This is a genomic window from Actinomadura atramentaria DSM 43919 (assembly GCF_000381885.1).
In the GTDB taxonomy this organism is placed as follows: domain Bacteria; phylum Actinomycetota; class Actinomycetes; order Streptosporangiales; family Streptosporangiaceae; genus Spirillospora; species Spirillospora atramentaria.
Genome location: NZ_KB907216.1, coordinates 175,843 through 201,775, shown reverse-complemented (window position 1 = coordinate 201,775; position 25,933 = coordinate 175,843). Strand labels below are relative to the sequence as shown.

Genomic DNA, 25,933 nt, shown 5'->3' with positions numbered 1-25,933 from the left:
CCGTCGAGGCTAGCGGCGGAGACGCGTGTGCCCGCCCCGGGGACCGGAGCGGGCACAGGTGCTGCGGGCGAGCGGGCTCAGCCCTGCTTGGTCTCCCAGAAGATCTTGTCGATCTCGGCGATTTTTTCGAGGAGCTGGTCGGCGACCTTGACGTCCATGCTGGACTTGGTGCCGCCACCGCCGCCCGCGAGCTTCGTGGCCTCGTTGAAGAGCTGGTGGAGCTGCGGGTACTTCTCGAAGTGCGGCGGCTTGAAGTAGTCGGTCCAGAGCACCCACAGGTGCTCCTTGACCAGGTTGGACCGCTGCTCCTTGATCAGGATGGCGCGGGTCCGGAACACCGGGTCCTCGTTGGCGTCGTACTTCTGGATGATCGCCTTGACCGACTCGGCCTCGATGCGGGCCTGCGCCGGGTCGTACACGCCGCACGGCAGGTCACAGTGCGCCGAGACCGCGGTGCGGCGGCGCAGAAGGCTCTTGAACACCTGTGCTTCCCTTCCCTCGTTTCGGATCATGCTCAGGGGACCGACATTACTCTGGTCGCACCTGCCGGGACCGCGCAGGGCGCTCGGTATTTGGGCCTAGGTCCCGTAAGGATCGGTGTCCGATCGGGCTGCGTTCATGCAAGGGGGCGGCGGTGCGCTGGAGCGGGTTCGTCCGCCGGCTGCGCGGGCGCGAGCTGACGCGCGCCGAGGTCACGGGCCCGTCGATGCTGCCGGGGCTGCGGCCGAGGGACCGGCTGCTGGTGCTGTCCGGCGGGCCGGTGGCGGCGGGCGACGTGGTCGTCGCGCGGCTCCCGGACGACCCGGCGACGCTGATCGTGAAGCGCGCCACGTTCCGCGACGGCGGCGGCTGGTGGCTGGAGAGCGACAACCAGGCCGCGCCCGGCCGCCGCGACAGCTGGGACTTCGGCGCGGTGCCCGACGCGCTCGTCGTGGGCCGCGCCGTCGCGCGCTACCGGCCGCTGCGCCGCGCGGGCCGGGTGCGCTGAACGCGCGACGGCCCGCGTCCCCGGGGGAACGCGGGCCGCGCGGCGGCGAATCAGACGCGGTTGACGCCCTCGGCGCGGGCCTGCGCCGCGACGGCGGCGGTCACCGCCGGGGCGACCCGCTCGTCGAACGGGTTCGGGATGACGTAGTCCGCCGACAGGTCCTCGCCGACGATGTCGGCCAGCGCGGACGCGGCGGCGAGCTTCATGCCCTCGGTGATCGAGTGCGCGCGGACGTCCAGCGCGCCCCGGAAGATCCCCGGGAACGCCAGCACGTTGTTGATCTGGTTGGGGAAGTCGCTGCGGCCGGTCGCGACGACCTTGGCGTGCCGCCGGGCGACCTCGGGGTGGACCTCGGGGGTGGGGTTGGAGAGCGCGAACACGATGGCGTCCTCGCTCATCGTCGCGATGGACGCCTCCTGCACGGTGCTGCCGGACAGGCCGATGAAGACGTCCGCGCCGCGCAGGGCCTCCTCGGTGGAGCCCTTGAGGTGCGACCGGTTGGTGATCGCGGCGATCTGCTGCTTGATGGGGTTGAGCCCGTCGCGGCCCTCGTAGATGAGGCCCTTGCTGTCGGACAGGGCGATGTCGCCGATCCCGGCCTCGATGAGGATCTTGGAGACGGCGATGCCGGACGCGCCCGCGCCCGCGACGACGGCGCGCAGGTCCGACAGGGGGCGGCCGACGAGCCGGGCGGCGTTCTTCAGCGCGGCGAGCGCGACGATCGCGGTGCCGTGCTGGTCGTCGTGGAACACGGGGATGTCGAGGGCGGCGCGCAGCCGGTCCTCGATCTCGAAGCAGCGGGGGGCGCTGATGTCCTCCAGGTTGATCCCGCCGAAGCTCGGGGCGAGCCGGATGACGGTCTCGACGATCTCGTCGGCGTCGGTGCAGGCCAGCGCGATCGGCACCGAGTCGACGCCCGCGAACTCCTTGAACAGCAGCGACTTGCCCTCCATGACCGGCATGGAGGCGGCCGGGCCGATGTCGCCGAGGCCGAGGACCGCGGTGCCGTCGGTGACGACGGCGACGACCTTGGACGTCCAGGTGTAGTCGTAGGCCAGTTCGGGCTGGTCGGCGATGGCGGTGCAGACGCGCGCGACGCCGGGCGTGTAGGCGAGGGAGAGGTCGTCGGCGTCCCGGACGGGGATGGTCGAGCGCATCTCCAGCTTGCCGCCGCGGTGCAGGCGGAACGCCGGGTCGTCGTCGAGTGAGTGCGGTTCGGTGGGAATGGGTTCGGCAGCCACAGCGACCCCTGTCGGTGAAAAGCGGATTTCGGACGATGCCGCCGCGGTGGTGTTGGACTGTTGGCCGGTCCACCTGGTGGACATCTCGCGACGTACGGGGGTCACCCGTTACCCGATTGTGCCACATCGCGTCCCCCGCGCCAGGGCCGTCGGCGGGTGGCGGGCGTCACTTCTGTGTCCGTTCGTACCCGTTCGGTGACATAACGCGCCGGTAGCGTGATGGTGAGCCAGGACGGGAGACGGTGTCCGAATCGTGTCTCGCCGTTTAACCGGATTGAAACTTTCCTGATGAAAAGATGCCCCCTGACCTGACGATCCATCCGCGGATCGTCGTCCAGTGAAGGAGGGGGAGCCTGTGCTGACCGGTTCTCTGCGCCGCCGTTCCCTCGCGGTCGGGACGCTCGTGCTCGCGGGCGCCCTCGGCCTCGCCGCCTGCGGCGACGACGACGGGACGACCACGACGGCCCCGGGCAAGGACGTCGGGGACGTCTTCGCGTCGATCCAGCGGGACGCGGCGCTGCACGACAAGCTCGACGCGAAGATCAAGTCGGCGGGCAAGGTCATCGTGGCGACGGACCCGTCCTACGCCCCCAACGAGTTCTATGACACCGACAACAAGACGCTGATCGGTCTCGACCTGGACCTCGGCAAGGCGCTCGGCAAGAAGCTCGGGATCGAGTTCGCGTTCCAGAAGGCGGGTTTCGACGCGATCATCCCCGGCATCAAGGGCGGCACGTACCAGCTCGGGATGTCGTCGCTCACCGACAGCAAGGAGCGCGAGAAGACGGTCGACTTCGTCACCTACTTCACGGCGGGCACCGCGCTGATGGTGAAGACCGGCAACCCCGGCGGGTTCAAGCCCGACGACCTGTCGCTGTGCGGCAAGAAGGTCGCGGTCGAGAAGGGCACCGTCCAGCTCGACGAGGTATCCCCGTACGACGAGAAGGCCGGAAAGGGCACGCGGACGAAGAAGTGTACGGACGCGGGCAAGCCCGCCCCGGTCGCGCAGCCGTACCCGGACCAGAACGGCGCGAACCTGGCCCTGTCCAGCGGCCGGGCCGACGCCGTCCTCGCGGACTCGCCGGTCATCGACTACGCCGCCAAGCAGTCCAACGGCCAGTTCGAGGTCTCCGGCGCGACGTACGACACGGCCCCGTACGGCATCGCGGTCGCCAAGGAGCTCGGCACGACGAAGGACGCCATCCTCGGCGCGGTCAAGGCCCTCCAGGCGGACGGCACCTACAAGAAGCTGCTGGAGAAGTGGGGGGTCGAGGCCGGCGCGCTCGACGGCCCGGTGATCAACGGCGCCCAGGGCTGACCGGATGACGTCGGTCTCCAAGGAGCCGCGGCAGGGGCCGCCCGAGCAGATCCGGGCGGTCCCCGTGCGGCACTACGGCCGCTGGGTCGCGGCCGTGCTCATCCTCTACGTCGCGGTCTGGGCCGTCCACAGCGTCGCCAACAACAAGCGGTTCGGCTGGGACGTCATCGGCCAGTACTTCACCGACGACGCGGTGATGCGCGGCATCCTCATGACGCTGGAGCTGACCGGCATCGCGATGCTGATGGGCATCGTCGGCGGCGTCCTGCTCGCGATCATGCGGCTGTCGCCGAACCCGCTGATCTCCGGCGCGTCCTGGCTCTACATCTGGGTGTTCCGGGGCACGCCGGTGCTGGTGCAGATCCTGCTGTGGGGTTTCATCAGCGCGCTGATCCCGAAGTTCTCGATCGGCATCCCGTTCGGGCCGACGTTCGCCGACTTCAGCGCGAACTCGCTGATCACGCCGTTCGTCGCGGGCTGCCTCGGGCTCGGCCTGAACGAGGCCGCGTACATGTCGGAGATCGTCCGCGCCGGAATCCTGTCGGTGGACCCCGGCCAGGCGGAGGCGGCGAGCGCGCTCGGCATGAGCCGCGCCAAGACGATGCGGCGGATCGTCCTCCCGCAGGCGATGCGGGTGATCATCCCGCCGACCGGCAACGAGATCATCTCGATGCTGAAGACGTCGTCGCTGGTGTCGGTGATCGCGGTGGCGGACGTGCTGTACTCCGTCCAGATCATCTACGGGCGGACGTACCAGACGATCCCGCTGCTGCTCCTGGCCAGCATCTGGTACCTGATCATGACGTCCATCCTGACCGTCGGGCAGTTCTACCTGGAGCGCTACTTCGGCCGGGGGTCCGCGCAGCGGCAGACGATGCTGGAACGGCTGTGGACGAACCTGCGGTCGGCCCGGCCCGCCGCGAAGGGAGCCGACCGATGAGCGGCGCGTCGCTGGGCAAGGAAGACGGCGGGCTGATGGTCCACGCCGAGGGCGTCCACAAGCGGTTCGGCCGCCTGGACGTCCTCAAGGGCGTGGACCTGAAAGTCAAACCGGGCGAGGTCATGTGCGTCATCGGGCCGTCCGGGTCCGGGAAGTCGACGTTCCTGCGGTGCGTCAACCACCTGGAGAAGATCGACGCCGGGCGGCTGCGCGTCAACGGTCACCTCGTCGGCTACCGCGAGAAGGGCGGTCGGCTCTACGAGCTGCGCGAACGCGAGGTCGCGATGCAGCGCCGCGAGATCGGGATGGTCTTCCAGCGGTTCAACCTGTTCCCGCACAAGACGGCGCTCGCGAACGTCATGGAGGCGCCCGTCCAGGTGAAGCGGACGCCGACCGCGCAGGCGCGGGAGCAGGCGCTCGCCCTGCTCGACCGCGTCGGCCTCGCGGACAAGACGCACAGCTATCCGTCGCAGCTCTCGGGCGGGCAGCAGCAGCGCGTCGCCATCGCCCGCGCGCTCGCGATGGAGCCCGCGCTGATGCTGTTCGACGAGCCGACGTCCGCGCTGGACCCCGAACTCGTCGGGGACGTCCTGGAGGTCATGAAGCAGCTCGCCCTCGACGGCATGACGATGATCGTCGTCACGCACGAGATGGGCTTCGCGCGCGAGGTCGGGGACTCGCTCGTCTTCATGGACGGCGGCGTCGTCGTGGAGGAGGGCGACCCGCGCTCGGTCCTCGCCGAACCGAAGCATCCGCGCACCCGGGACTTCCTCTCGAAGGTGCTGTAGGGGCCTGCGTAGGGTGGGCGGCATGTTCGCTGTCACGGCCACGCGTTTCGACGCCGACGAACCCCTGAACGGACTCGCCCTCGGCGAGCGGTCCGACCCCGAGCCGCCCGCCGGGTGGACGACGGTGACCGTCCGCGCCGCCGCCCTCAACCACCACGACCTGTGGTCGCTGCGCGGCGTCGGGCTGCGCGCGGAGCAGTTGCCGATGATCCTCGGCTGCGACGCGGCCGGGGTCGACGAGGACGGCAACGAGGTCATCGTCCACGCCGTCGTCGGAGACCCGGCGCGCGGCGGCGGCGATGAGACCCTCGACCCGAAGCGGACGCTGCTGTCGGAGCTGCACGACGGGACGCTCGCGGAGAAGGTCGCCGTGCCGCGCCGCAACCTCGTCCCCAAGCCGCCGGAGCTGACGTTCGAGGAGGCGGCCTGCCTGCCGACCGCGTGGCTCACCGCGTACCGGATGCTGTTCGACAAGGCGGACGTCGCGCCGGGCGGGTCCGTGCTCGTCCAGGGCGCGGGCGGCGGCGTCGCGAGCGCCGCGATCGTGCTCGGCGCGGCCGCCGGGCTGCGCGTCTACGCGACCAGCCGCAGCGCGGCCAAGCGCGAGCAGGCCCTCGAACTCGGCGCGACGGCCGCCGTCGAGCCCGGCGCGCGGCTGCCCGAGCGCGTGGACGCCGTCATCGAGACCGTGGGCGAGGCGACCTGGTCGCACTCGCTGAAGTCGCTGCGGCCGGGCGGACGCGTCGTCGTGTCCGGCGCGACCAGCGGGCAGCTTCCGCCGGCCGAGCTGAACCGGGTGTTCTTCCTGCAGCTCTCCGTCGTCGGATCGACGATGGGGACGCGCGACCAGCTCGACCGGCTCGCCAAGTTCCTCGTCGCCACCGGCGCGCGACCGCGCATCGACCGGGTGCTGCCACTGCGCGAGGCGCGCGACGGATTCGCGGCGATGGCCGAGGGCGACGTGTTCGGGAAGGTCGTTTTTACGGTCTGACTGTGGGGGGCGACCCCCAGACCCCCCGCGGCGCGGAGGATGCATCCTCGCTCCGCTGGCGCTCCGCTGGCGCTCCGCTGGCGCTCCGCTGCGGTGCGCGTGTTCCTTGTGGGGGGACGACCCCCCACACCCCCCGAGCGCGGAGCATGCATCCTCGCTCCGCTAGCGCTCCGCTGCGGTGCATCCTCCGCGCTGCGGGCGCCCGGCCGCTCGCCTGGCGGCTCGCGGCCGTGCGCCCGCCGCCAACCCCCTGGGGCTCCCGTCGTCGTTCGGGTGGGAAACCTCTTGGGACTGTCGTTTCGGCGGGGCGTCTTTCGTGGTCGGTGTGGGTCAGAACGGTAGGCCGTTGCCGCAGGGGACCGGCTGGTGGGCGTCCGGGTCGAGGGTGTTGGCGATCGTCCGGGAGACCGTGTCGTCGTAGGCGAGTCCGATGTGGCCCACGGTGTCGGACGGGCATACGTCCTGCACGTACATGTTCCGTACGCCCGGCTCGTCCACGAACGCGGTGTCGGTCGGCGTGACCAGCTCGTCGGTCTTCGACGCGATGACGGTGTAGGCGACGCCGGGCTGCGCGATCGGCCCGGACGTCAGCTTCGCGATCTCCGGCGCGCCGGTCGTGAGCTGCGTGCAGGCGACGCACCCGGCCCCGGCCAGCACCTGGTTGACCTGCGGCATGATCCCGAGCTGCTGGCCGAGCGTGACGAGTCCGGCGAACGTCGTGCCGTGCGTCGGCGGCGCGAGCGCAACGACATTCTTGATCTTCGCGGCGTACCCGGGCAGGAACTTCGGGATCGCCAGCGACAGGTAACCGCCTTCGGAATGCCCGATGATGTCCACTTTCGACGCGCCGGTGGACGCGAGGATCTTGTCGATGCGCGCGGCGTTCTCGCGCGCCGACGCGTCCACCGAGACGAGTCCGCCGACGGGGATCGGCGGAAGCGGCATCCCGTACGTCTCGGCGTAGACGCAGTAGCCCTGCCCGACGAGGTACGGGCCGAGCGTGAGGAAGTTGCCGGGCCCGTTGCCGCCGAGGCCGTGCAGCAGCAGGACGGGTTCGGGGTGCTTCGCGGACGGGCGGCAGTTCCAGTCGTTGAACCCGGACGACGGCGCGGCCGAGGCGGGCGGCTGCCCGGCGAGGACCAGGGCCAGGGACGCGAGCGCGGCGAGCGCGAGGACGGCGAGACGGCGGTGCATGGGGGACCTCCGGCGCATGGGGGACCGTCATTAGAGCACGCGCCCTTGTTGAGAACAAGAAGCCTTGTTGATAACTCGGGCGCCGGTAATGTCGGGACCGTGACACGGGCCAAGGAGTCGGGCGGGCGGCGCATCCGCGGGTTGGACGCCGAGCAGCGCCGGGAGCTGCGGCGACGCCAGCTCCTGGAGTCCGCGCTGGAGCTGTGCGCGACGCACGGGTACCAGAACGTCTCGATCGAGCAGCTCTGCCAGCACGCGTACGTCGGCACGAAGGGCTTCTACGAGATCTTCGCGAGCCGCGAGGAGTGCTACATCGCGCTCGTCCGCTGGATCAGCGAGCAGATCATGGCGGAGATGACGGAGCACCTGGCGGCCGCGCCGGAGGACCCGGCGGAGGCGGAACGGACGCTGGTCGCGGCGTTCGCGCACGCGCTCGTGGACGATCCGCGCCGCGCGCTCGTCACGTTCGGGCAGGCCAGCGGGGTGTCTCCGGCGGTGGAGCGGCTGCGGCGCGCGAACCGGCGGTGGGCGGCGGCGTTCGTGCGGGACGTCTGGCGGCGGTCGGGGGCCGTCCGCGACGACGCCGACGAGACCGTGGACCGGATCGCGATCGGGCTGGTCGGCGGGCTGTTCGACCTCGTCGCGGACTGGCTCCTGGCCGACGATCCCGCCGTGGACGCGCTCGTGGACGACCTCGGCGCGTTCTACGCCGTCGTCCGCGCGGGCGTCGCGGCCCGCATCGGCCCGGAGTGATCACGCGTCACTCCTCGGCATGACCGTCTTGGGAAGTGAGGATGGCGACGATCGCCGTTGCGGGGAAGCGGCGGTGGCCGGACGGGAGGACGATGGACGGGATGAGTCCGCTCTTCGCCCAGTTGAGGACCGTTCCGGACGAGACGGCGAACAGCGCGGCGACCTCTCGGGCGGTGAGCAGCGGGTGTTCGTGCGGAAGCATGGGTCAGCGCTTTCTGGTCGGGTGGAAAGGCCGGTTCCCGGGCGCGGAACCCGGCCGGACCGGCGGGTGCCGGGGTTGTGCCGTGCGGGGGACGGCGGGGAGCGGCCGCCGTTTCCGGCCGGGTGCGCCCCGCCCCCTCCTCGGGGCGCACCCGGTCCCGCGGGCCGCGCGGCGGCGGCTCGGAGCGCTCTTCGATCCGGCGTTCGGCGCGGCAGATCGCGAGCGTGAGCTGTTCGGCGGTGGGGGCTTCGACGACGACGGAGTGCGGGGCGAACGTCGCCCAGGCGGTGAAGGTGCGGCGGTACGCGCCCCACACGACGACCCAGCCGGGGGAGTTGAGTTCCAGCCGCCGCGCCTGCTCGTCGCGGTTCGGCATGGTGGTCACACCTGGGGAGAGAGGACCCGGACGATCGCCGCGGCCACGTCATCGACGTCCCGGACGGACCCGATGGCGTCCCCCCACGACCACACGAACACGAGCCCGGCAGGAGAGACGCGGCACCGCACGTCCTCCGCGAACTGCGCGCAGTCCAGATTGATCACGCGCAGGAACGGATCGGGGAAGTGGGCGGCCGCGACCAGCCGGCACCGGAACGGCTTCCGCCCGGCGAACCGCCCCCGCAGCGCCTCCAGATGAGGCCGGATGACGTCCGCCTCCGGCAAGGCTTCCTCGGCTGCGGCTGCGGCTGCGGCTGCGGCTGCGGGTCCGGACGTGGGCTCGGGCGTGGGCTTGGGGACGATCGTGGACGCGGGGTCCGGCGGCCGGGGGCCGAACGCGGAGCGCGCGGCCTTTTCGTCTTCGAGGGCCATCAGCGCGGCCAGCTCGGAACGGTCCTTCGCGATGACGACGTACAGCAGACCGCGTGCCTCTTCCTCCCAACTGAGCGGACGCAGCAGGCGGCAGGTCCAGGTCCCGTCAGGCGTCGCCCGAGGCTCGGCCCATCTGGTTCCGGGCTGAGGCGTCCCCGCCGAGCCCGGCTCGGGCGGCGGCGCGTCCGGCTGGATGGATCGCATCAGAACTCACCCGTCTTCCGGACGGCGCGCGCCGACCGCCGATCCCCGGTGGACCCCGCGGACGAGGCGCAGAGCAGGCAACCCAGCAGCGTGCCCAGCCCGACGAGCGCGAGCCCGTACAACAGGAGAGCGAGAACTAACACCCAACTTGTCCCGTAATGGTTCACCGAACTGCCTCCCTCGTCGGTTCGGGCGGCCCGCACCTTCCGTGCGGACGATCACGTACGTCCCTCGGTGCGCCCTGTCGGTGCTGTGACATTCGTTGGGTGGAGATGTGTGAAACCACTTCCACGGGCAACGACGCACGGTCATACTGCTGGCACAGAGGGTTGTGTGTTGCATCAAGAATCCACCTGGAACCTCTGTCGCGCAAGCGTTTCCAGGTGGAAAATCGAGCCAGTCCGAAGTCTGTACCGGACATATCGGTACGGATGGCACCAGAAAGGGCGAGTGATCATGCCGACCAACTACACGCTGACCGTGCGAGGCCGCCGGCTGATCCAGGAGCTCCGCCGGGCGCGCGAGGAGGCGGGATTCACGCAGGCGCAGGTCGCGGAGGAGATGGGGTGGTCAGAGAGCAAGCAGATCAAGTTCGAGCGCGGCGTCCAGCCCGCGAAGGTCTCCGACGTGCGGGCGATGCTCAGCCTCTACAAGGTCACGGACGAGGTCGCCGAAACGCTCGTCCGCCTGGCGAAGGACGCCACCCGCAAGGGCTGGTGGCACAGCCACGGCGACGTCATCCCGCAGTGGTTCGAGGTCTTCATCGGCCTGGAGACCGAGGCCACCGAGATCCGCAACTACCAGAGCGAGCTGATTCCTGGTCTGTTCCAGACGCCCGACTACCATCGCGCGTACCTTCGGGCCGCGCTGCTTGATGATGGAGACGAGGCTGAGATGGAGCGCACCATCGAAATCCGCCGCCAGCGTCAGACCCGGCTCGAAGCCTCGGATGCGCCCGCGTACTGGGCGATCTTGAATGAGGCTGCCATCCGGCGGTTCAGTGACACCGAGGTCGCGCGTCGGCAGCTCAAGTTCCTGCTCGACCGGGCCGAGCTCCCGTCGGTCACGTTCCAGATCCTGCCGTTCTCGGCGGGTATGCATGCGGCCCAGCACCTCGCGCCGTTCGTCATCCTCGGTTTCCCCGAGTCCGCTGACCTGGATGTGGTCTACATTGAGTCACAGCACGGGTCGCTGTACCTCGAAGAGAAGGCGCATGTGACCCGGTACAACGACGTGTTCAACCATCTGCGCGCCAAGGCGTACGACTCCGACCAGTCGCAGGCGTTGATCGCGCAGGCGATCCGGGAAGTCTGATGATCCGACGAAGCTCGCGTGGAATCACGGCCGCTGATCTGCCCGCTGTCCACTGGCGCAAGAGTAGCCACAGTAGCCACAACGGGGAATGCGTCGAAGCCGCCACACTAGACGGTACCCATCTGGCGCGTGACTCCAAGAACCCCACTGGCGCTGTCCTTGCGTTCAGCCAGGACGCTTGGGCTGCCTTCCTCGGCCAGGTCAAGGCGGGCAACCTCGACCTGAGCTGACCGACCACCCCCCGCGTTGTCGAGCTGGACCGGCTGCGGGGCCGGACCTAACAACTCTGGCCCCCTCGCCGCCACATCGAAGGTCCCAGTCTCATACTGGGACCTTCTCTTTTCCACCCGGAACTACCGTGCCAGCCACACTTACCTACCTCATCCTTGGCGCACAGTGATTTCCAGGTGGACGCTCGGCCGCATCCAGGGCCTCGACACGGAACGCGGTCTGGGCTTCCGTTGAGCGCGTTGACGTCGTGCAGTGAGCCGACGCGGCACCTCACGGGACGCCCCAGCGCATCGGCCGTTCGTCGGGGGCTATGACGGGTGCCGACTGGCGTGGCGTTCTCGATCATGTGGGAACGCCACGGCGCGTCAGCGCATGAGGTGGATCGCGTCCGCGAGTTCCTTCATCTCCGGCGTCAGGGTGCGTCTGCCTGAGATGACGCGTTCAAAGACATCATGCGCGTAGCGCTGGTTGGTGATCCATTCCGGCGCGTCGAACCTGACGCGTTGCAGCACGTCGAACGCCTCGGCGTGCTGGCGGAGCTTCACACGGGCGTGTGCCACGTCCAGCAGATGCCGGTTGCGGTTGTTGGAGGTCGGCCGGAGGTCGCCGAGCGGGATCTGGCCCGAGAGCGCGATGACCCGGTCCGGACGGTCCTCGACCATCGCGATCTCCGCGCGCTTCATCTCCACCGTGATCGGACCGTACGCCTTGAGGAAATCGTGCCGGGGCGCGTACTCGCCGCCCATCGCGACCGCGGCCGTCCGAGCGAGCCGGATGGCGTCCTCGGCCTCGCCGGGCTGCGCGTTCCGCGCCGCCGCCGTGGCCAGCCGGATGAGCAGCCAGCCCCACGCGGACAGCTCGGCCATCGTCGCGCGCGAGATCCGGGGCTCCAGCTCGTCCGCCCACTCGGTGGCCAGCGCGACGGTTTCGCCGAGCCGACCCTGGCGCATGCGGAGCCACGCCAACGTGTTGACGACCGATGCGGCCTCCAGTTCGTTCGACGCCTCGCGGATCGCGCGCGACAACGCCGCGTCGGCCGCGTCGAACTGCCGAGTCTGCGTGAGCAGCCACCCGGTGTGGTGCAGCAGGCGCGCGCGGACGGGACGCGCCTCGTCGCCGAGCTGGTCCGCGTCCCGCAGCAGGGCGGGCAGCGCGACGGACAGTTGCGCGTACTCGTCGTGCGCGAAGAACGGCATGAGGGCCGCGAGCGCGGCGGACACGCCCGGCACGGTCGGCGGTTCCTCCGGCGTCTCCCCGCCCGCGCCGAGCAGCGCGTTCCGAACCGGTTCCCACAGCTCGTCGTCGGGGCGGGCCTGGCGGGCGGACGGGCCGTCGATCAGCTCCGCCGTGCGCACGTGAAGCGCGGCGGCGAGTCTGCGCAGCGTCTCCAAGCGCGTGTTGTCGCGTTCGCCCTGCTCCAGCTTGCGCACGAGTGACAGCGAAACCCCGGCGTCGCTCGCCAGCTCCCGCTGCGTCATGCCCCGCCGCTTGCGGACCGAGCGCAGGCGTTCCCCGAGGTCCGGCCGGGTCGTCATGCGTCCATCGTAAGGACGCGAACCGCCGCGCAGCCGAAATACCGCCCAACCGCACACGCCGTCTGGACCGCTCCGCCGCCGGGCGTTCCCGACCCCATGCGGCGTCGAAGTCGCCGCGCGGAACTGTCTCCATCGCAACAACCACCTATCCGGCCCTTGACGTGCGGCGATCCCCAGGTGGACGCTCGGCGGCGGCCACCGCTCGCGCGGGAAAGCAGGCCGGATTTGTTGAGCGCATTGACTCTGTTCAAGGAGCCGTATGAGCGAGGATGCGGGCCGGATTTTCCGTCAGGCGTGGATCGACGGCGTGCGCAAGCACTTCCCGGGCGAGCCGAAACCCGGGTATGTGGCGCCGTGGGAAGAGATGCCCGAGTGGGAGCGCGACGCCGCGCGCACGGTCTTCTGCCAGGTCGCGTCCTTCATCGAACTCGGTGCGACGGACGCCATGACCCGCGAGCAGAAGGGCCGCTTTGTCGCGCTGTGCTGGATCGCCCAGGTCCACAAGCACCTTCCCCACCCCAAGCCGTCCTACGTCGCGGACTGGAACGACCTCCCCGCCTGGCAACGCGAAACGGACGCCGACATCTTCGAGACCATCGCGAAGCACTGAACGCGCGGCGGCGGACCCGGCCCGACCCGCCGGGCCTGCCGCCTCAGCGACAACCACCTACCTCGCCCTTGACGCATGTGAACGACCGGACGGAAGCTCACGGCATAAAGTCATCGCGCCAAGACGGGGATCACCATGACGATGAGCGCCTGGCGAAAGAGCACGTACAGCGGCACGAACGGCAACTGCCTGGAAGTCGCCACCTGGCGCAGAAGCAGTCACAGCGGCAACGGCGGTAACTGCGTCGAGGTCGCCGCGTGGCGCAAGAGCAGCCACAGCAGCCGCAACGGTGATTGCGTGGAAGCCGCCACGGTCGGCGCGCTTCATCTGGCGCGCGACTCCAAGAACCCCGCCGGTCCCGTCCTGGCCTTCGACCGCTCGACCTGGGCGGCCTTCCTCGACAACGTGAAGTCCGGCGACTTCGATCTGGGCTGACCGACCGGCCGACCGCCGCGCTGGACGCGGGCGGGCGTGATTCTCGCGTTCTCGCCGGTGGCCGGGGCGCCGCGTTTCGGGTGGCGGGATCGGTCTGCGGGCGTTCCGGCCAAGAGCCCGGACGGTCCGCGCTGGGTCCGTGTCATGACCGAAGCGGAGGAATGGGCGCACGGCGAGCGGTGGACGGGAAACGCCGACGCGAATGCGATCCGGGGCATCGCCAAACCGCGCGTCCTGCATGTCGATGAAGGCGGGCCGGGACGCCGACGCCTCCGCGTCGAGATCATGACCCGCCTGCCCGGGACGCCTTGTTCGCCTACCGACGTGCTGCGCGCTGCCCCTTCGCTGTCCGACGCTTGGTGGGGTGAACTGCGCGCCGCACTCCACACGCTGTCGCGGACGCCGACCGAAAGGGCGGGTCGCTCGCCCGGTCACGTCGTTGATCGCATCCGCGGTCGGTTCGGCATCGAGCTTGATCCGGCCGCATTGCGTTGGGAGACCGTTCACGGTGACCTGCATTGGGCCAACCTTTTCGCGCGCCCGTTCGGCATCGTGGACTGGGATCACTGGGGGCGCGGCCTTGTCGGGGAGGACGCCGCGACGCTCTACTGCGCCAGCTCGCTCCAGCCGGATACGGCCGAGCGCGTCCTGACGACTTTCGCCGATGTTCTCGACTCCGAGGCGGGGCGACCCGCCCTGCTCCTGGTGCTCGCCCGCTTTCTTCACCGCGCCGAGGACGGTGACCATCCCGATCTCGTCCCCGCGCTTCACCGCTTGGCCGACCGCCTCATGGCATGAGAACCGCAAAAGCCCTGGCCATCCCGCCCCCGTCGTTTTGACGTCGGGGGTCGGTACGATCCGCGCGATGGTTCCAGGGACGGCGATGGGAGCGAGCGTGGGCGTGCTTTTCGATTACTTCCGGGCACCCGATGGGGAGACCGCGCTCCGCCTCCTTGACGAGGGCGACGGCGTACCGAACGGCCCGGCGACCATCGCCGGTCTGGACGCGCTGGATGCGAAGGGCATTGATCCGCACATCGCCCTCGGCGAGCTGATCGGGCTGATCCGCGCCGCGCCGGAGAGCGCCGATCTGGTCCGGACCCGGTTCCTGTGGCCGCCGGATGGGACGGAGGCGCAGCACGAAGGCCCCTGGCTCGAAGAACTCGATGACCGAATCCGTGACGCGCTCGCCGGAGCCGAGGACCGCGCGCTCCCGTCGGTTGCCGAGGAATGGGTCCGGATCGAGGAACCCGGTGAGGTGGACACGGCACCCGCCCTGCGCTTCGTGGAGAGCCTTGTGGCTCTGGCCCGCCGCGCTCGCCAGGCGAACGACCATCTCTACTGCTGGACCTGCTTGTGAACCGAAGTGCAGCCGCGTGATCCCCTGACCTGGGAAAGCCGTGCGGCCGACCTCACGGTGGCCGCCGCGTGCCGTCGCGGACATCGGAGGAGCGGCCCGGGCCGGCAGTTCTCCAACAGGGTGGCGGCCCGGTTTATCGCTGACCACGTTCCGCCGGTGCCAGGTAAAGTGCCGGTGAAGCCGCAAGGCGGCGGTTTCCGAATGGTCTGGAGAACGTGCAGGTCACAGGTCATGAATGCGGTGTCCGTGGGTGAGTTCGGCGAGCGGACGCGGGTAACCGGTTCCCGTGATCTCGGAACCGACGTGCGGCCAAGGGAGTGGCGAGCGGTCACTGCCCGGTCCCGGCCATGACGCCGCTGGGCGACCCGCGGCCCGCGTGCCACGCGATGCTGCTGCGGCTCGCGGGCCGACTGCCCGACGAGGTGCTGGCCGAGGAACGGCACTGGCTCGCGATCGGCCGCCTGGACTACATCGCCCGGACCGTTCCGGTGGCGGCGGTCACCCTGGACGTGCCGCTCACCGACGCCGACCTGGCGGTGCTCCGCGAGCTTCGCGACGGATACCGGCTGGACGGGCCGCCGCTGAACGCAGTCCGCCGCCACCAAGGCGAACCGGATATGCCGTACCGCTTCACCCCCGCACCGCCGACGCGCGGTGACGCGAATCCCGCCGGGCACGCGGTCGACACGCTGGACCGGGCGGTGATCGGCGTCGTCGGCGCGGCGGACGGAGCCGTCGATCTGACGCGGTCCTACCGGTCCCTCCCGGACCTGCCGATGATGCCGCCCAAGCGGATCTACCTCGTCAGGACCGAACCGGGCGTCGAGCCCTATCTCCTCACCCTCGACCTCCAGGCCGCGATGGCCGGGCACGGCGAGCCCGACCCGCAGGCGGAGGTGTTCGCGGCCGACGTGGAATTGCCGCCCTACCACCAGAGCGCACTCGCCGCCGGAGCCGTGCTGTGGACGCGCCCCGGCAGCCCGGACGGTACCCGCCGCGAGAACAGGAAGCCGCGCCGATGAGCCCGCGACTGGCCCGCACCGCCTCGGAGGCGTACCCGTACACGGCCCGGCAGCCGTGCGAGGACTGCGGAACGACGGGTTTCGTCCCGGACGGCTCGGCCTCCGAGATCCCCGACGACGTGCTGACCCGCCAGCGTTTCGACGTCGAGCGGCTGCGCGGCACCCTCACCGAGGTCCGCGCCGCCCGGCGGAGCTTCGCGGACTGACGAAGGAGGTTCGCAATGGCGGACGAGGAACGACGGGACGCGGCCGGGTGGCAGCCGCCGGCACCGCTTCCGGTCATGCCTCCGCAGGAGGTCGGCGGGTTTCGGTTCGCGGCGGTCGCGGACGGGTTCGATGAGCGGAAGCGTCCGCGACCGTGGCCGGGACGTCCCTGGGTGAGCGACGCCGGGGAGCGCGGGCGGCTGCTCGAATACCTTCGCTCCGGCGCGCTGCTCGTCCCGTCCGACGAGCGCACCTACGACGTGTTCGACCCGGAGAACCCCGACCGGCGCTGGGCGGTACCGGTGCGCTACCGGACCGATGGGACGTGGATCTGGTCCGACATCTCGACCTACCACCTTCAGGAGCACCACCTCGCCCCGCAGCCCGCGTTCTACGAGCACATCGAGAGCCACGAATACCGCTGCCCTCCGGTGCCCGAGCCCGTCCGGCTGGCCGCGCGCGAGGCGCTGTTCGAGTGCGGCCGGATCGAAGCACGGCTCCGCGCCGAGTACAGGAAGCAGCAGTACCTGGAGACCACACCGCCGAGCCTGGTGCGGGGTGAACTGTCGAACGAGCCGCCGACCATCCCGATGGACTACGACCGCTTCGACGAGCTTGATCTGGAGAACCCGCGGTTCCACGCCGACGTGGAGACGGCGCTGTTCCAGGCCGGATGGATGCCGGGCCGCGACGCGGCCGCGCGGGTCGACCCCTGGCTGGCCGACTTCTGCGCCCAGACCGACCCGCTGGGGAAGCGGCACGAGATCTTTCCGGCCGCGCGTGACATCTATCGCGAGTTCGGCCTGCTGGACCTGTACCCGTTCGGGCGGGGCGAGGAGACCGGCGCGTTCCCCATCCACTTCTTCCCGGCGGACGTTCCGCTGGCGGAGGTGTCGGCGTTCGGGCTCGCCGCCAGGCTGTCCATGCGGACCTTCCCCATCGGCCGCACGGACGATTCCACGAACGTGCTGATCGTTGACGAGCAAGGCCGCGTCTACATGGTCCACGACATCGGCGGCGAGTTCTTCCTGGGCACGAGCATCGACGCCGCCCTGGAGGTGCTGGTGAGGGGCTTGCGCGCACCGACGTTGCGGAGCCGGATCGGCGACCTGCGATCCGGCAACCGGTGATCACCGGCACCTTCCGACAGCTTCGCCGAAAGTGAACGCCAAGAGATAGTGGGCGCTTGCCCACTTATAGTGGGCGCATGGCCACTTCAGAAGCAGGAACCCAGGGAACGGCGGCGCACCGGCAGCGGGAGATCGCCGAGGGCTTCGGCGCGGACGCCGACCGGTACGACCGGGCCCGCCCCGCGTACCCCGCCGAGCTGGTGGAGCGGATCGTCGCGGGCAGCCCCGGCCGGGACGTGCTCGACGTCGGCTGCGGGACGGGCATCGCCGCGCGCCTCTTCGCCGCCGCCGGATGCCGCGTCCTCGGCGTCGACCCCGACCCGCGCATGGCCGAACTCGCCGGACGCGACGGAATCGCGACCGAGGTCGCCACCTTCGAGGACTGGGACGCGGCGGGCCGCGCGTTCGACGCGGTCGTCGCCGCGCAGTCCTGGCACTGGGTGGACCCCGTCGCGGGCGTCGCGAAGGCCGCCGCGGCCCTCCGCCCCGGCGGCCGGTTCGCCGCGTTCTCCAACGCCTTCGACCCGCCGGACGAACTGCGCGCCGAGTTCGCCGCCGTGTACGACCGCGCCCTGCCGGACTCGCCGTTCGGCAGGCTCTGGACCCGGCCCGCCTCGGACACCTACCGCGAGGGATACAAGAAGGTCGCGGACACGCTCCGCGAGGCCGGAACATTCGACGAGCCGGAGGAATGGCTGTTCCCCTGGGAACGCCCCTACACCCGTGACGAGTGGCTGGACCTCGTCGTCACCACCGGCGGTTTCACCCGGCTCCCCGAGGACGTCCGGCGGCGAATCCTCGACGGGCTCGGCGCGGCCGTGGACGCGGCGGGCGGCGCCTTCACGATGGCGTACACGACGATCGCCGCCACGGCCCGCCGCAAGGCCGCCTAGCGATCAAGCGCGCCCCCAATTCACCGGGCCGGACGCGATTTAACTCCGTCGCGCGGCGGCGGCCGACGCCCGCGGCAAGGCGCCTCGGCCGGATCGCGAAGCGGTGCCGCGCTCGCCGACGACCCGGTTAGACCGAGCCGCCCGAGGCGGGACTTCTGAAAACGCCGGCGGGTTTTGATCTGCGGCCATGTGCTCCAGGGAGGCGGATGCTTCGCTGGGGTACATGGCCGCAGGTCGGGTGGCCGGAACGCATTTTCGTCGTGCTTCGGGAGGCAATGCGGTCCGGTCGGAAACTGCGATCGTGCGTGGAGAAATGTCGCTAGTGTGCCGCCTCGTACTGTTCGATCACGTTCGCAGGGATGCGTCCGCGCTCGTTGACCTCGATGTTCTGCGCCCTGGCCCAGGCGCGGATCTCGGCGGGCCGCTCGCGGCTGTCGGCCGTGCGCGGGGCGCGGCCGGGCTTGGCCGTCCTGGCCTGAACGCGGCGGGCGCGCTTGACGAACGGTTCCAGACCGTCGCGAAGCCGTTCCGCGTTCTTCGTGCTCAGGTCGATGGAGTAGGCGGCTCCATCGAGTGAGAAGTGGACGGTCTCTTCCGCCTCCCCGCCGTCGATGTCGTCGACGAGGGTGACCATGACTCTATGTGCCATGCCAGACTCCTTGTTGCATGCGTCGAACCGGCGTTCGGATGGCCCAGTGGCAAACAGCATAGCCTCTTCGTTGGTTTACGCGTGACGAGGATTTGCCAGTCGGTTTGTGTGGAAATGGTGCCGTTCATCCATTGCGCTGGGGAATATTCGCCCGGCGGCCGATCGGCGCGGCGCGTCCCGCCGCGGACTTCGACTTCAACGCCGTCCGCGCCGGGCCAGCGACGGAATGACCCTCGCCGGGACCATCTACATCCCCGACGACGCGTCCGGGAAGCCGTTCCCGGCTATCGTCGTCGGGCACCAGACGACCGGGGTGAAGGAGCAGCGGGCGACCTGCGCAGCCGGGAGGCGGCGGGCGAGCCCGCGACGATGGTCAGCGCGCAGCGCCGACGAGCTGGACCAGTACGACTCCTACGCCGAGGTCGAGAAGATCGCGCCGCGCCCGCTACCGGTCGCCGTCCCGCAGGGACTCGGTGATCCGGTCGCGCGCCTCGTCGAGGACCGCGCGGACGCGGCGCAGGTCGTCGTCGGTGAAGCCGCCCCCGGCGGCGGCCGAGCGGACGTCGCCGACGAACGAGCTGAGCAGCCGCTCCAGCTTGAGCCGCCGCACGTCCTCCCGGGAGCCGGTGGCGGTGCGCCACGCGTCCTCCCAGTTGCGCCGCCACTCCTCCTTCCAGAGCTGCGTCTGCTCGCGCCACTGCTCCTTCTGGCGCAGCCACTCCTCCTTCGTGGTGCCCGCCGTGCCGCGCCAGGCGTCCTTGGCGGTCTCGGCCGTCTCCCGCCACACGTCGCGGGTGGAGTCGGCCGTGCCCTGCCACGCCTCGCGGGTCGCCTGGCGGCTCTGCTCGCGGACGGTCCGCGCCGCCTGCGTCAGCTCCTCGCGCAGCGACCGGACGGTCTGCCGCACGTCCTGCTGCACCTCCCGCGCGAACTTCTGCGCGGACGCGGAGATCTCGTCCTCCAGCTCCGCCAGCTCGTCCATGCGGCGCTCCAGCTCGGCGCGCCCCGCGTCGGTCAGCGAGTAGACCTTCTTGCCCTTCACCATCTCGTGCGTGACCAGGCCCTCGGCCTCCAGCCGCGCGAGCCGCGGGTAGATCGTGCCGGGGGACGGCGAGTAGACGCCGAGGAACCGGTCCTGGAGCAGCCGGATCACCTCGTAGCCGTGCCGCGGGCTCTCCTCCAGCAGCTTGAGCAGGTACAGCCGCAGGCGGCCGTGGCCGAAGACGGGGCTCAACGCGGGTTCTCCGTTCCGGAGTCGGTGATCTCGGGGGAGTCGTCGTCGCGGGCGAGCAGCGTCACCGCGCCGGACACGGTGGTGACGGCGACCTTCCCGGCGCCGTCGCCGATGGTGCCGCCGATGTTCTTCATGATCCCGACCTCCTGGCGGCGCAGCTCCGCGAACGAGGTGTCGATCGCCCCGGCCGCGCTGCTCAGCGCGACGGCCGCCCCGGCGGTCGCGGGGACGCGCAGCGCGACGTCGCCGGAGACCGAGTGGACGTCGATGCGCCCGGCGTGCGGCAGTTCGACGTCGGCGGTGACGCGGCCGCTGACGGTGCGCGCGCCGAGCCGCGCGACGGTGCCGCCCGCGAGCGCGAGGTCGCCGGAGACGGAGGTGAACGAGACGGTGCCGTCCAGGCCGGTCGCCTCGATGGCCCCGGAGACGGTGTTGGCGTCCACGTCACCGGTGACGCCGTCGAGCGTGACGGTGCCGGACGCGCTCTTGACGGACGCCCGCGCGCCGAGCCCGGAGATCAGCCCGTCCGCCGACACCAGGTTCACCGAGACGGGGCACTCGCGCGGCACGGTGACGGTCACGTCCGCGCGGACGCTGCGGGTGCGGAGCCAGCCGAGGACGCCGTCGAGCAGGTTGTCCTGCGTGATCGTCAGCAGCCCCGCCTCGTGGACGACGCGCAGCGGCGGCCCGGACACGTGGTGGACGACGACGGACGGGACCGCGTCGGGCGCGTCGGTCGCGAGCACGGACAGACTCCCGGCGACGATGGTGGCCCGCAGCGTGACCACCCCGTCGAGCTCCAGGTCGATGGGTTCCTCGATCGTCCACCGCGTCATCCGCGCCGCCCTCCTCGCCCGGCGGGCGGTCCGGCCCGCCCGCGCTTCAACACGATATGTCGCGTATGCGAAAAGTCAAGATGTATCGCGTCAGTCGTCGTCCTCGTCGTCCAGCCGCGCCAGCCACGTCGCCAGCCGCTCGACGGGCGTCTCGAACTCGGGGTTCAGGTCCACGAACTCGCGCAGCCGCTCCGCGAGCCACGCCAGGCTCACGTCCTCCGCGCCGCGCCGGTCCGCCAGCTCCTCGATGCCGCGGTCAGTGAAGTACATCCTCTTCGTCCCTATCCGTCCGTGAACGCCGGGGGCTCCGGACCGCGCCGCGCGCGCTCCGGAGCCCCCGGCCGAAACCGTCCCGACTAGCCGAACAGGCGTTCCAGCAGGGCCTCCTGCTCCGCCTGGTGGACCTTCGCCGACCCCACGGCCGGCGACGACGACGCCCGCCGCGACACCCGGGACAGGCGCAGGCCCTCCAGGTGGTGCGGCAGCTTCAGCGCCATGAACGGCCACGCGCCCATGTTCGCCGGCTCGTCCTGCACCCACACGACCTCGGTGTGGTTCGGGTACTTGGCCAGCTCCGCGCGGATCTCGTCCACCGGCGGCGGGTACAGCCGCTCGACCCGGACGACGGCGGTGTCGGTGCGGTCCTTGGCGTCCCGCGCCTTCGCCACGTCGTAGTAGATCTTGCCGGTCGTCAGCAGCACGCGGGTGACGCCCGCCGGGTCGATCGCCGGGTTCGTCTCCCCGATCACCGGCTGGAACCGGCCCTCGGTGAACTCCGACACCGGCGACGTCGCGGCCTTGAGGCGCAGCAGCGACTTCGGCGTGAACACCACCATCGGCTTGCCCCGGCCCGACAGCGTCTGCCACCGCAGCAGGTGGAAGTAGTTCGCCGGGGTCGTCGGGTAGGCGACCGTCATGTTGTCCTGCGCGCAGAGCTGCAGGTACCGCTCGATGCGGGCGGACGAGTGGTCCGGCCCCTGGCCCTCGTAGCCGTGCGGCAGCAGCAGCACCACCGACGAGCGCTGGCCCCACTTCTGCTCGCCCGAGGAGATGTACTCGTCGATCACCGACTGCGCGCCGTTGGCGAAGTCGCCGAACTGCGCCTCCCACGCGACCAGCGCGTCCGGGCGGGTCATCGAGTAGCCGTACTCGAAGCCCATCGCCGCGTACTCGCTGAGCAGCGAGTCGTGGACGTACAGCTTCGACACGCCCTGCCCGAACTGCTTGAGCGGCGTGTACTCCTCGCCGTTCTTGCGGTCCACCAGGACGGCGTGCCGCTGCCCGAACGTGCCGCGGCGACTGTCCTGCCCGACGAGCCGCACCGGGCGGCCGTCGATCAGCAGCGAGCCGATCGCCAGCAGCTCCCCGGTCGCCCAGTCGATCGCGTCGTCCCCGACGGACTGCACGCGGCGCTGCAGGATCGGCTGCAGGCGCGGGTGGACGCTGAAGCCCTCCGGCAGGTTCACCTGCGAGTCGATGAGCTGCTTGACGACGTCGCCGGGGATCGCGGTCGGGACCGACGCGTGGTCGATCGGGATGCGCTCCTCGACGTCGGGCTTGACGACCGAGCCCGGCTCCAGCGGCTTCTTGACCGCCTCGCGGGTCTCGGTGAACGCGCGCTCCAACTGCTCCTGGTAGTCGCGCAGCGCCGCCTCGGCCTCCTCGACGGTGATGTCGCCGCGGCCGATCAGCGCCTCGGTGTAGAGCTTGCGCACCGAGCGCTTGGCGTCGATCAGGTCGTACATGAGCGGCTGCGTGAACGAGGGGTTGTCCGACTCGTTGTGGCCGCGCCGCCGGTAGCAGACCATGTCGATGACGACGTCCTTCTTGAACGTCTGCCGGTACTCGAACGCCAGCCGCGCGACGCGTGCGCACGCCTCGGGGTCGTCGCCGTTGACGTGGAAGATCGGCGCCTGGATCATCCGGGCCACGTCGGTGGAGTACACGCTGGAGCGCGAGTACTCCGGCGCGGTCGTGAAGCCCACCTGGTTGTTCACCACGACGTGGACGGTGCCGCCGGTGCGGTAGCCGCGGAGCTGCGACAGGTTCAGCGTCTCCGCGACGACGCCCTGGCCCGCGAAGGCCGCGTCGCCGTGGATCAGGATCGGCAGGACCGTGAACCCGGCCTCGCCGACGTCCAGCAGGTCCTGCTTGGCGCGGACGACGCCCTCCAGCACCGGGTCGACCGTCTCCAGGTGGGACGGGTTGGCGACCAGCTCGGTGTGGATCGTCGAGCCGTCGGCGGCGGTGAAGTCGCCGGACGCGCCCAGGTGGTACTTCACGTCGCCCGAGCCCTGGGCGCTGCGCGGGTCGAGGTTGCCCTCGAACTCGCCGAAGATCTGCCCGTAGGACTTGCCGATGATGTTGGCGAGGACGTTCAGCCGCCCCCGGTGCGCCATGCCGACGACGACCTCGTCCAGCGAGGCGGTCGCGGCGGCGGAGATCACCGAGTCCAGCAGGGGGATCAGCGACTCGCCGCCCTCCAGCGAGAACCGCTTCTGCCCGACGAACTTGGTCTGCAGGAACGTCTCGAACGCCTCGGCGCTGTTCAGCCGCCGCAGGACGTGGAGCTGCTCCTCGCGCGACGGCTTGTCGTGCGGGACCTCGACGCGCTCCTGGATCCAGGCGCGCTCCTCCGGGTCCTGGATGTGCATGTACTCGATGCCGACCGTGCGGCAGTACGCCATGCGCAGGACGCCGAGGATGTCGCGGAGCTTCATCGTCGGCTCGCCGCCGAACCCGCCCGTCGCGAACTCGCGCTCCAGGTCCCACAGGGTGAGGCCGTGCTGGAGGATGTCGAGGTCGGGGTGGCGGCGCTGCTTGTACTCCAGCGGGTCGGTGTCGGCCATGAGGTGGCCGCGGACCCGGTAGGCGTGGATCAGCTCGTGGACGCGCGCGACCTTGGCGACGTCGTCCTCGTGGGAGGCGGAGATGTCCTTGACCCAGCGCACCGGCTCGTACGGGATGCGCAGCGCCTCGAAGATCTCGTCGTAGAAGCCGTCCGCGCCGAGCAGCAGCTCGTTGATGCGGCGCAGGAAGTCGCCGGACTGGGCGCCCTGGATGATGCGGTGGTCGTAGGTGGAGGTCAGCGTCATGACCTTGCTGATCCCCATGCGGGCGAGCGTGTCGCCGGACGCGCCCGCGAACTCCGCCGGGTACTCCATCGAGCCGACGCCCACGATCGTGCCCTGCCCCGGCATCAGGCGCGGCACGGAGTGGACCGTGCCGATCGTGCCCGGGTTGGTGAGGCTGATCGTGGTGCCCTGGTAGTCCTCCAGGGTGAGCTTGTTGCCGCGCGCCTTGCGGACGATCTCCTCGTAGGCCGCCCAGAACTGGCGGAAGTCGAGGGTGTCGGCGGCCTTGATGCTCGGCACGACGAGCTGCCGCTGGCCGTCGGCCTTCTGCAGGTCGATCGCCAGGCCGAAGTTGACGTGCTCGGGCCGGACCAGCACCGGCTTGCCGTCCACCTCGGTGTAGGCGGCGTTCATCTCCGGCATCGCCGCCAGCGCGCGGACGATCGCGTACCCGATCAGGTGCGTGAAGGAGACCTTCCCGCCGCGCCCGCGCTTGAGGTGGTTGTTGATGACGATGCGGTTGTCGATCAGCAGCTTGGCGGGGACGGCGCGGACGCTCGTCGCGGTCGGGACCGCGAGGCTGGCCTCCATGTTCTGGGCCGTGCGCGCCGCGACGCCGCGCAGCCGGACCTCCTCGGCCCCGGCGGGGACGGGGGCCGGCGGGGCGGCGGGGCGGCTCTTGGCCGCCGCCTTGCTCTCGGCCGCCCGCACGGCCGCCTCGGCGGGCTGCGGGGCGGGCGCGGCCGCGGGGGGCGCGGCGGGCGCGGGTGTCGGCGGAGCGGCCGCCGTGGCCGGGGTGGAACCGTTCGCGCCCGGCGCCGGGGAGGCGGGGGCCGGGGCCGGGGCCGGGGCCGGGCGGGAGCCCGGCCGGTAGTCAGCGAAGAAGTTCCACCAGGCTTCGTCCACCGAGTTGGGGTCTTCGAGGTACTTCTGGTACAGCTCGTCGACCAGCCACTCGTTGGCGCCGAAGTCTGTGATCTTGGGGTCGGCACTAGTTTGCGACGACTCTGTCGACACGGCGGAGATCGCCCTCTTCCGCAGCTCGCAGGTGAGTTCTGAGACACGTCAAGGCTACTCGCCCTCGGGCCGCACATCTGCCAGCTCATACCCCCCGGCCGTGCGATGTCCCGCCATGTCGCCCCTGTTGGGGGATTCCCGCCCGGGTCCGCGCGGGGCGCGGACCCGGGCGGAACGGCGGCGGGCTCGGGGCCGCGCGTCAGTGCGTGTGCGCCGGGACCGTCGGGCCCTCGCTGGCCTGGACGAGGACGAAACCCTGTCCCTGGAAGGAGAGCTGGACGGCCTCGCCGCTGCCGCGCCCGATCAGGGCCGCCGCCTTGAATGTCCGGTTAATCCCGGTTTGCAGGGTGGTGCTCCACGCCACGGCGGACTGGGCGTCCGCGAACGTCGGCGCGCGGCCCGCGTCGAGCATGACCGGCGTGCCGTGGGTGTGCAGCGCGACCCAGCCCGTCCCGGCGAGGGTCGTGTTGAACAGGCCGCCCGCCATCATGCCCGCGCCCTGCACGCGCTTGATGTCGGTCTGGAGGTGCGAGTCGTAGGCGAGGATGTTGGCGCCGTTGACCGTCAGGGACTCGTTCTCCAGGTAGAACAGGTGGACGTCCTCGGCGTTGTGCGCCAGGAACAGCAGGCCCTGGCCGGTGGCGCGCATCAGCGGCGCGCCCTCCTGCGTGACGAGCTTCTTGATGAACTTGCCGACGCCGCCCGCGCCCTGGAACTCGAAGTCCATCTGCCCCTGGAAGGCGACCATCGCGCCCTGCCGGGCGATGACGTCGCCGTTGAGGTGGACGCGGAGCATCCGCGGGTTCTGCAGGACGAAGTGGCCGGGGACCTGGCCCTGGTCCATGTTGTTGAAGAACGGGCTGCGCATGGGGTCGGGACTCCTGGGGCTGGCTGGGCTTGCTGGATCGCGCGCCGACGTGCGCCGACGCGGACCGCCAGCTTAGAGACGGCCGGTGACGG

28 protein-coding genes are annotated in these 25,933 nt (G+C 70.7%); 16 read left to right on the top strand and 12 right to left on the bottom strand.

The genetic code is table 11. The features are described 5' to 3' along the window. Positions 1–77: 77 nt before the first annotated feature. Positions 78–482 carry a superoxide dismutase, Ni gene (gene sodN / locus G339_RS0122010; protein WP_019633226.1) on the bottom strand — a complete coding sequence of 135 codons (405 nt, stop codon included), beginning with the start codon at positions 480–482 and terminating at the stop codon, positions 78–80. Positions 483–634: 152 nt separating this feature from the next. On the opposite strand from sodN, the gene G339_RS0122005 reads away from it, so the two are divergent. After that, positions 635–988 carry a S24 family peptidase gene (locus G339_RS0122005; RefSeq protein ID WP_019633225.1) on the top strand — a complete coding sequence of 118 codons (354 nt, stop codon included), beginning with the start codon at positions 635–637 and terminating at the stop codon, positions 986–988. A 50-nt stretch (positions 989–1,038) separates the two neighbouring features. On the opposite strand, the gene G339_RS0122000 is transcribed toward G339_RS0122005, so the two are convergent. Beyond that, positions 1,039–2,229 (bottom strand): NAD(P)-dependent malic enzyme, encoded by a 1,191-nt coding sequence (locus G339_RS0122000; RefSeq protein WP_019633224.1) that lies wholly within the window; start codon positions 2,227–2,229, stop codon positions 1,039–1,041. Positions 2,230–2,584: 355 nt separating this feature from the next. On the opposite strand from G339_RS0122000, the gene G339_RS0121995 reads away from it, so the two are divergent. The 4 genes from G339_RS0121995 to G339_RS0121980 are packed head-to-tail and all read left to right on the top strand — an operon-like array spanning position 2,585 to position 6,266. Next, positions 2,585–3,547, top strand: a complete 963-nt coding sequence (locus G339_RS0121995) for a transporter substrate-binding domain-containing protein (protein WP_019633223.1) — start codon at positions 2,585–2,587, stop codon at positions 3,545–3,547. Positions 3,548–3,551: 4 nt separating this feature from the next. Next, complete coding sequence (locus G339_RS0121990) at positions 3,552–4,487, top strand: amino acid ABC transporter permease (protein ID WP_019633222.1); 936 nt, start codon at positions 3,552–3,554, stop codon at positions 4,485–4,487. Further along, the gene (locus G339_RS0121985; RefSeq protein WP_019633221.1) at positions 4,484–5,275 is read left to right on the top strand and encodes an amino acid ABC transporter ATP-binding protein; all 792 of its coding nucleotides are present in this window, start codon (positions 4,484–4,486) and stop codon (positions 5,273–5,275) included. Before G339_RS0121990 ends, G339_RS0121985 begins: the two co-directional genes overlap by 4 nt. A 22-nt stretch (positions 5,276–5,297) precedes the next feature. After that, positions 5,298–6,266: a zinc-binding dehydrogenase gene (locus tag G339_RS0121980; RefSeq protein WP_026341672.1), complete on the top strand. Its 969-nt coding sequence runs from the start codon at positions 5,298–5,300 to the stop codon at positions 6,264–6,266. 330 nt (positions 6,267–6,596) lie between these two features. On the opposite strand, the gene G339_RS34835 is transcribed toward G339_RS0121980, so the two are convergent. Further along, positions 6,597–7,460 (bottom strand): lipase family alpha/beta hydrolase, encoded by an 864-nt coding sequence (locus tag G339_RS34835; RefSeq protein ID WP_019633219.1) that lies wholly within the window; start codon positions 7,458–7,460, stop codon positions 6,597–6,599. A gap of 99 nt (positions 7,461–7,559) precedes the next feature. Between G339_RS34835 and G339_RS0121970 the strand changes: the two genes are divergently transcribed. Then, positions 7,560–8,213 (top strand): TetR/AcrR family transcriptional regulator, encoded by a 654-nt coding sequence (locus G339_RS0121970; RefSeq protein WP_033323887.1) that lies wholly within the window; start codon positions 7,560–7,562, stop codon positions 8,211–8,213. Positions 8,214–8,220: 7 nt separating this feature from the next. Here the strand turns inward: G339_RS0121970 and G339_RS0121965 are convergent, their stop codons facing one another. Together G339_RS0121965 and G339_RS0121960 are read right to left on the bottom strand one after the other, a co-directional pair. Then, positions 8,221–8,415, bottom strand: a complete 195-nt coding sequence (locus G339_RS0121965) for a helix-turn-helix domain-containing protein (protein ID WP_019633217.1) — start codon at positions 8,413–8,415, stop codon at positions 8,221–8,223. A 381-nt stretch (positions 8,416–8,796) separates the two neighbouring features. Then, positions 8,797–9,429 (bottom strand): hypothetical protein, encoded by a 633-nt coding sequence (locus tag G339_RS0121960; protein ID WP_019633216.1) that lies wholly within the window; start codon positions 9,427–9,429, stop codon positions 8,797–8,799. Positions 9,430–9,885: 456 nt separating this feature from the next. Between G339_RS0121960 and G339_RS0121950 the strand changes: the two genes are divergently transcribed. Then, the gene (locus G339_RS0121950; RefSeq protein WP_026341671.1) at positions 9,886–10,743 is read left to right on the top strand and encodes a helix-turn-helix domain-containing protein; all 858 of its coding nucleotides are present in this window, start codon (positions 9,886–9,888) and stop codon (positions 10,741–10,743) included. Then, the gene (locus tag G339_RS38080) at positions 10,743–10,973 is read left to right on the top strand and encodes a DUF397 domain-containing protein (protein WP_084693360.1); all 231 of its coding nucleotides are present in this window, start codon (positions 10,743–10,745) and stop codon (positions 10,971–10,973) included. The genes G339_RS0121950 and G339_RS38080 overlap by 1 nt, the downstream gene beginning before the upstream one ends. A gap of 366 nt (positions 10,974–11,339) precedes the next feature. Here the strand turns inward: G339_RS38080 and G339_RS0121945 are convergent, their stop codons facing one another. After that, positions 11,340–12,509 (bottom strand): helix-turn-helix domain-containing protein, encoded by a 1,170-nt coding sequence (locus G339_RS0121945; RefSeq protein ID WP_019633213.1) that lies wholly within the window; start codon positions 12,507–12,509, stop codon positions 11,340–11,342. Positions 12,510–12,768: 259 nt separating this feature from the next. Between G339_RS0121945 and G339_RS0121940 the strand changes: the two genes are divergently transcribed. From G339_RS0121940 to G339_RS0121900, 8 genes are all read left to right on the top strand, one after another. Continuing rightward, entirely contained in the window at positions 12,769–13,119 is a 351-nt protein-coding gene (locus G339_RS0121940) for a hypothetical protein (RefSeq protein WP_019633212.1), read from the top strand. 135 nt (positions 13,120–13,254) lie between these two features. After that, a complete protein-coding gene (locus tag G339_RS38075; RefSeq protein ID WP_084693359.1) occupies positions 13,255–13,554 on the top strand; it encodes a DUF397 domain-containing protein in 300 nt (99 codons plus the stop codon). A gap of 144 nt (positions 13,555–13,698) precedes the next feature. After that, positions 13,699–14,352, top strand: a complete 654-nt coding sequence (locus G339_RS0121925) for a hypothetical protein (protein ID WP_019633209.1) — start codon at positions 13,699–13,701, stop codon at positions 14,350–14,352. Between the two features lie 97 nt (positions 14,353–14,449). Then, entirely contained in the window at positions 14,450–14,914 is a 465-nt protein-coding gene (locus tag G339_RS0121920) for a hypothetical protein (protein ID WP_026341669.1), read from the top strand. Between the two features lie 347 nt (positions 14,915–15,261). Beyond that, positions 15,262–15,936 (top strand): hypothetical protein, encoded by a 675-nt coding sequence (locus tag G339_RS0121915; RefSeq protein WP_026341668.1) that lies wholly within the window; start codon positions 15,262–15,264, stop codon positions 15,934–15,936. Then, complete coding sequence (locus G339_RS0121910) at positions 15,933–16,142, top strand: hypothetical protein (protein ID WP_019633207.1); 210 nt, start codon at positions 15,933–15,935, stop codon at positions 16,140–16,142. The genes G339_RS0121915 and G339_RS0121910 overlap by 4 nt, the downstream gene beginning before the upstream one ends. 171 nt (positions 16,143–16,313) lie before the next feature. Then, entirely contained in the window at positions 16,314–17,270 is a 957-nt protein-coding gene (locus tag G339_RS37030; RefSeq protein WP_157407939.1) for an SUKH-3 domain-containing protein, read from the top strand. Positions 17,271–17,347: 77 nt separating this feature from the next. After that, the gene (locus G339_RS0121900; RefSeq protein ID WP_019633205.1) at positions 17,348–18,163 is read left to right on the top strand and encodes a class I SAM-dependent methyltransferase; all 816 of its coding nucleotides are present in this window, start codon (positions 17,348–17,350) and stop codon (positions 18,161–18,163) included. Positions 18,164–18,482: 319 nt separating this feature from the next. Here G339_RS0121900 and G339_RS0121895 read toward each other — a convergent pair whose 3' ends face one another. The 6 genes from G339_RS0121895 to G339_RS0121870 form a co-directional block, all read right to left on the bottom strand. Further along, on the bottom strand, positions 18,483–18,812 hold the full coding sequence (locus G339_RS0121895) for a histone-like nucleoid-structuring protein Lsr2 (RefSeq protein ID WP_026341667.1): 330 nt from the start codon (positions 18,810–18,812) through the stop codon (positions 18,483–18,485). Between the two features lie 445 nt (positions 18,813–19,257). Further along, positions 19,258–20,046, bottom strand: coding sequence for a PadR family transcriptional regulator (locus G339_RS0121890; RefSeq protein ID WP_019633203.1), 789 nt, complete (start codon positions 20,044–20,046; stop codon positions 19,258–19,260). Further along, positions 20,043–20,882 carry a DUF4097 family beta strand repeat-containing protein gene (locus tag G339_RS0121885; RefSeq protein WP_019633202.1) on the bottom strand — a complete coding sequence of 280 codons (840 nt, stop codon included), beginning with the start codon at positions 20,880–20,882 and terminating at the stop codon, positions 20,043–20,045. The genes G339_RS0121890 and G339_RS0121885 overlap by 4 nt, the downstream gene beginning before the upstream one ends. Positions 20,883–20,972: 90 nt before the next feature. After that, positions 20,973–21,152: a DUF6104 family protein gene (locus G339_RS0121880; RefSeq protein WP_019633201.1), complete on the bottom strand. Its 180-nt coding sequence runs from the start codon at positions 21,150–21,152 to the stop codon at positions 20,973–20,975. A gap of 86 nt (positions 21,153–21,238) precedes the next feature. Continuing rightward, entirely contained in the window at positions 21,239–24,973 is a 3,735-nt protein-coding gene (locus G339_RS0121875; protein WP_019633200.1) for a multifunctional oxoglutarate decarboxylase/oxoglutarate dehydrogenase thiamine pyrophosphate-binding subunit/dihydrolipoyllysine-residue succinyltransferase subunit, read from the bottom strand. Positions 24,974–25,172: 199 nt separating this feature from the next. Next, positions 25,173–25,841, bottom strand: a complete 669-nt coding sequence (locus G339_RS0121870; RefSeq protein ID WP_019633199.1) for an AIM24 family protein — start codon at positions 25,839–25,841, stop codon at positions 25,173–25,175. Between the last annotated feature and the right edge of the window lie 92 nt (positions 25,842–25,933).

What these genes read in the sequence shown, in the direction of transcription:
- G339_RS0121895 (WP_026341667.1), bottom strand. Translation starts at nt 18,812, where the DNA reads ATGGCACATAGAGTCATGGTCACCCTCGTCGACGACATCGACGGCGGG.
- G339_RS0121885 (WP_019633202.1), bottom strand. Translation starts at nt 20,882, where the DNA reads ATGACGCGGTGGACGATCGAGGAACCCATCGACCTGGAGCTCGACGGG.
- G339_RS0121990 (WP_019633222.1), top strand. Translation starts at nt 3,552, where the DNA reads ATGACGTCGGTCTCCAAGGAGCCGCGGCAGGGGCCGCCCGAGCAGATC.
- G339_RS0121985 (WP_019633221.1), top strand. Translation starts at nt 4,484, where the DNA reads ATGAGCGGCGCGTCGCTGGGCAAGGAAGACGGCGGGCTGATGGTCCAC.
- G339_RS0121910 (WP_019633207.1), top strand. Translation starts at nt 15,933, where the DNA reads ATGAGCCCGCGACTGGCCCGCACCGCCTCGGAGGCGTACCCGTACACG.
- G339_RS0121915 (WP_026341668.1), top strand. Translation starts at nt 15,262, where the DNA reads ATGACGCCGCTGGGCGACCCGCGGCCCGCGTGCCACGCGATGCTGCTG.
- G339_RS0121960 (WP_019633216.1), bottom strand. Translation starts at nt 9,429, where the DNA reads ATGCGATCCATCCAGCCGGACGCGCCGCCGCCCGAGCCGGGCTCGGCG.
- G339_RS34835 (WP_019633219.1), bottom strand. Translation starts at nt 7,460, where the DNA reads ATGCACCGCCGTCTCGCCGTCCTCGCGCTCGCCGCGCTCGCGTCCCTG.
- G339_RS38075 (WP_084693359.1), top strand. Translation starts at nt 13,255, where the DNA reads ATGACGATGAGCGCCTGGCGAAAGAGCACGTACAGCGGCACGAACGGC.
- G339_RS0121870 (WP_019633199.1), bottom strand. Translation starts at nt 25,841, where the DNA reads ATGCGCAGCCCGTTCTTCAACAACATGGACCAGGGCCAGGTCCCCGGC.
- G339_RS0121880 (WP_019633201.1), bottom strand. Translation starts at nt 21,152, where the DNA reads ATGTACTTCACTGACCGCGGCATCGAGGAGCTGGCGGACCGGCGCGGC.
- G339_RS0121900 (WP_019633205.1), top strand. Translation starts at nt 17,348, where the DNA reads ATGGCCACTTCAGAAGCAGGAACCCAGGGAACGGCGGCGCACCGGCAG.
- G339_RS0121980 (WP_026341672.1), top strand. Translation starts at nt 5,298, where the DNA reads ATGTTCGCTGTCACGGCCACGCGTTTCGACGCCGACGAACCCCTGAAC.
- G339_RS0121945 (WP_019633213.1), bottom strand. Translation starts at nt 12,509, where the DNA reads ATGACGACCCGGCCGGACCTCGGGGAACGCCTGCGCTCGGTCCGCAAG.
- G339_RS38080 (WP_084693360.1), top strand. Translation starts at nt 10,743, where the DNA reads ATGATCCGACGAAGCTCGCGTGGAATCACGGCCGCTGATCTGCCCGCT.
- G339_RS0121925 (WP_019633209.1), top strand. Translation starts at nt 13,699, where the DNA reads ATGACCGAAGCGGAGGAATGGGCGCACGGCGAGCGGTGGACGGGAAAC.
- G339_RS0121965 (WP_019633217.1), bottom strand. Translation starts at nt 8,415, where the DNA reads ATGCTTCCGCACGAACACCCGCTGCTCACCGCCCGAGAGGTCGCCGCG.
- G339_RS0121950 (WP_026341671.1), top strand. Translation starts at nt 9,886, where the DNA reads ATGCCGACCAACTACACGCTGACCGTGCGAGGCCGCCGGCTGATCCAG.
- G339_RS0121940 (WP_019633212.1), top strand. Translation starts at nt 12,769, where the DNA reads ATGAGCGAGGATGCGGGCCGGATTTTCCGTCAGGCGTGGATCGACGGC.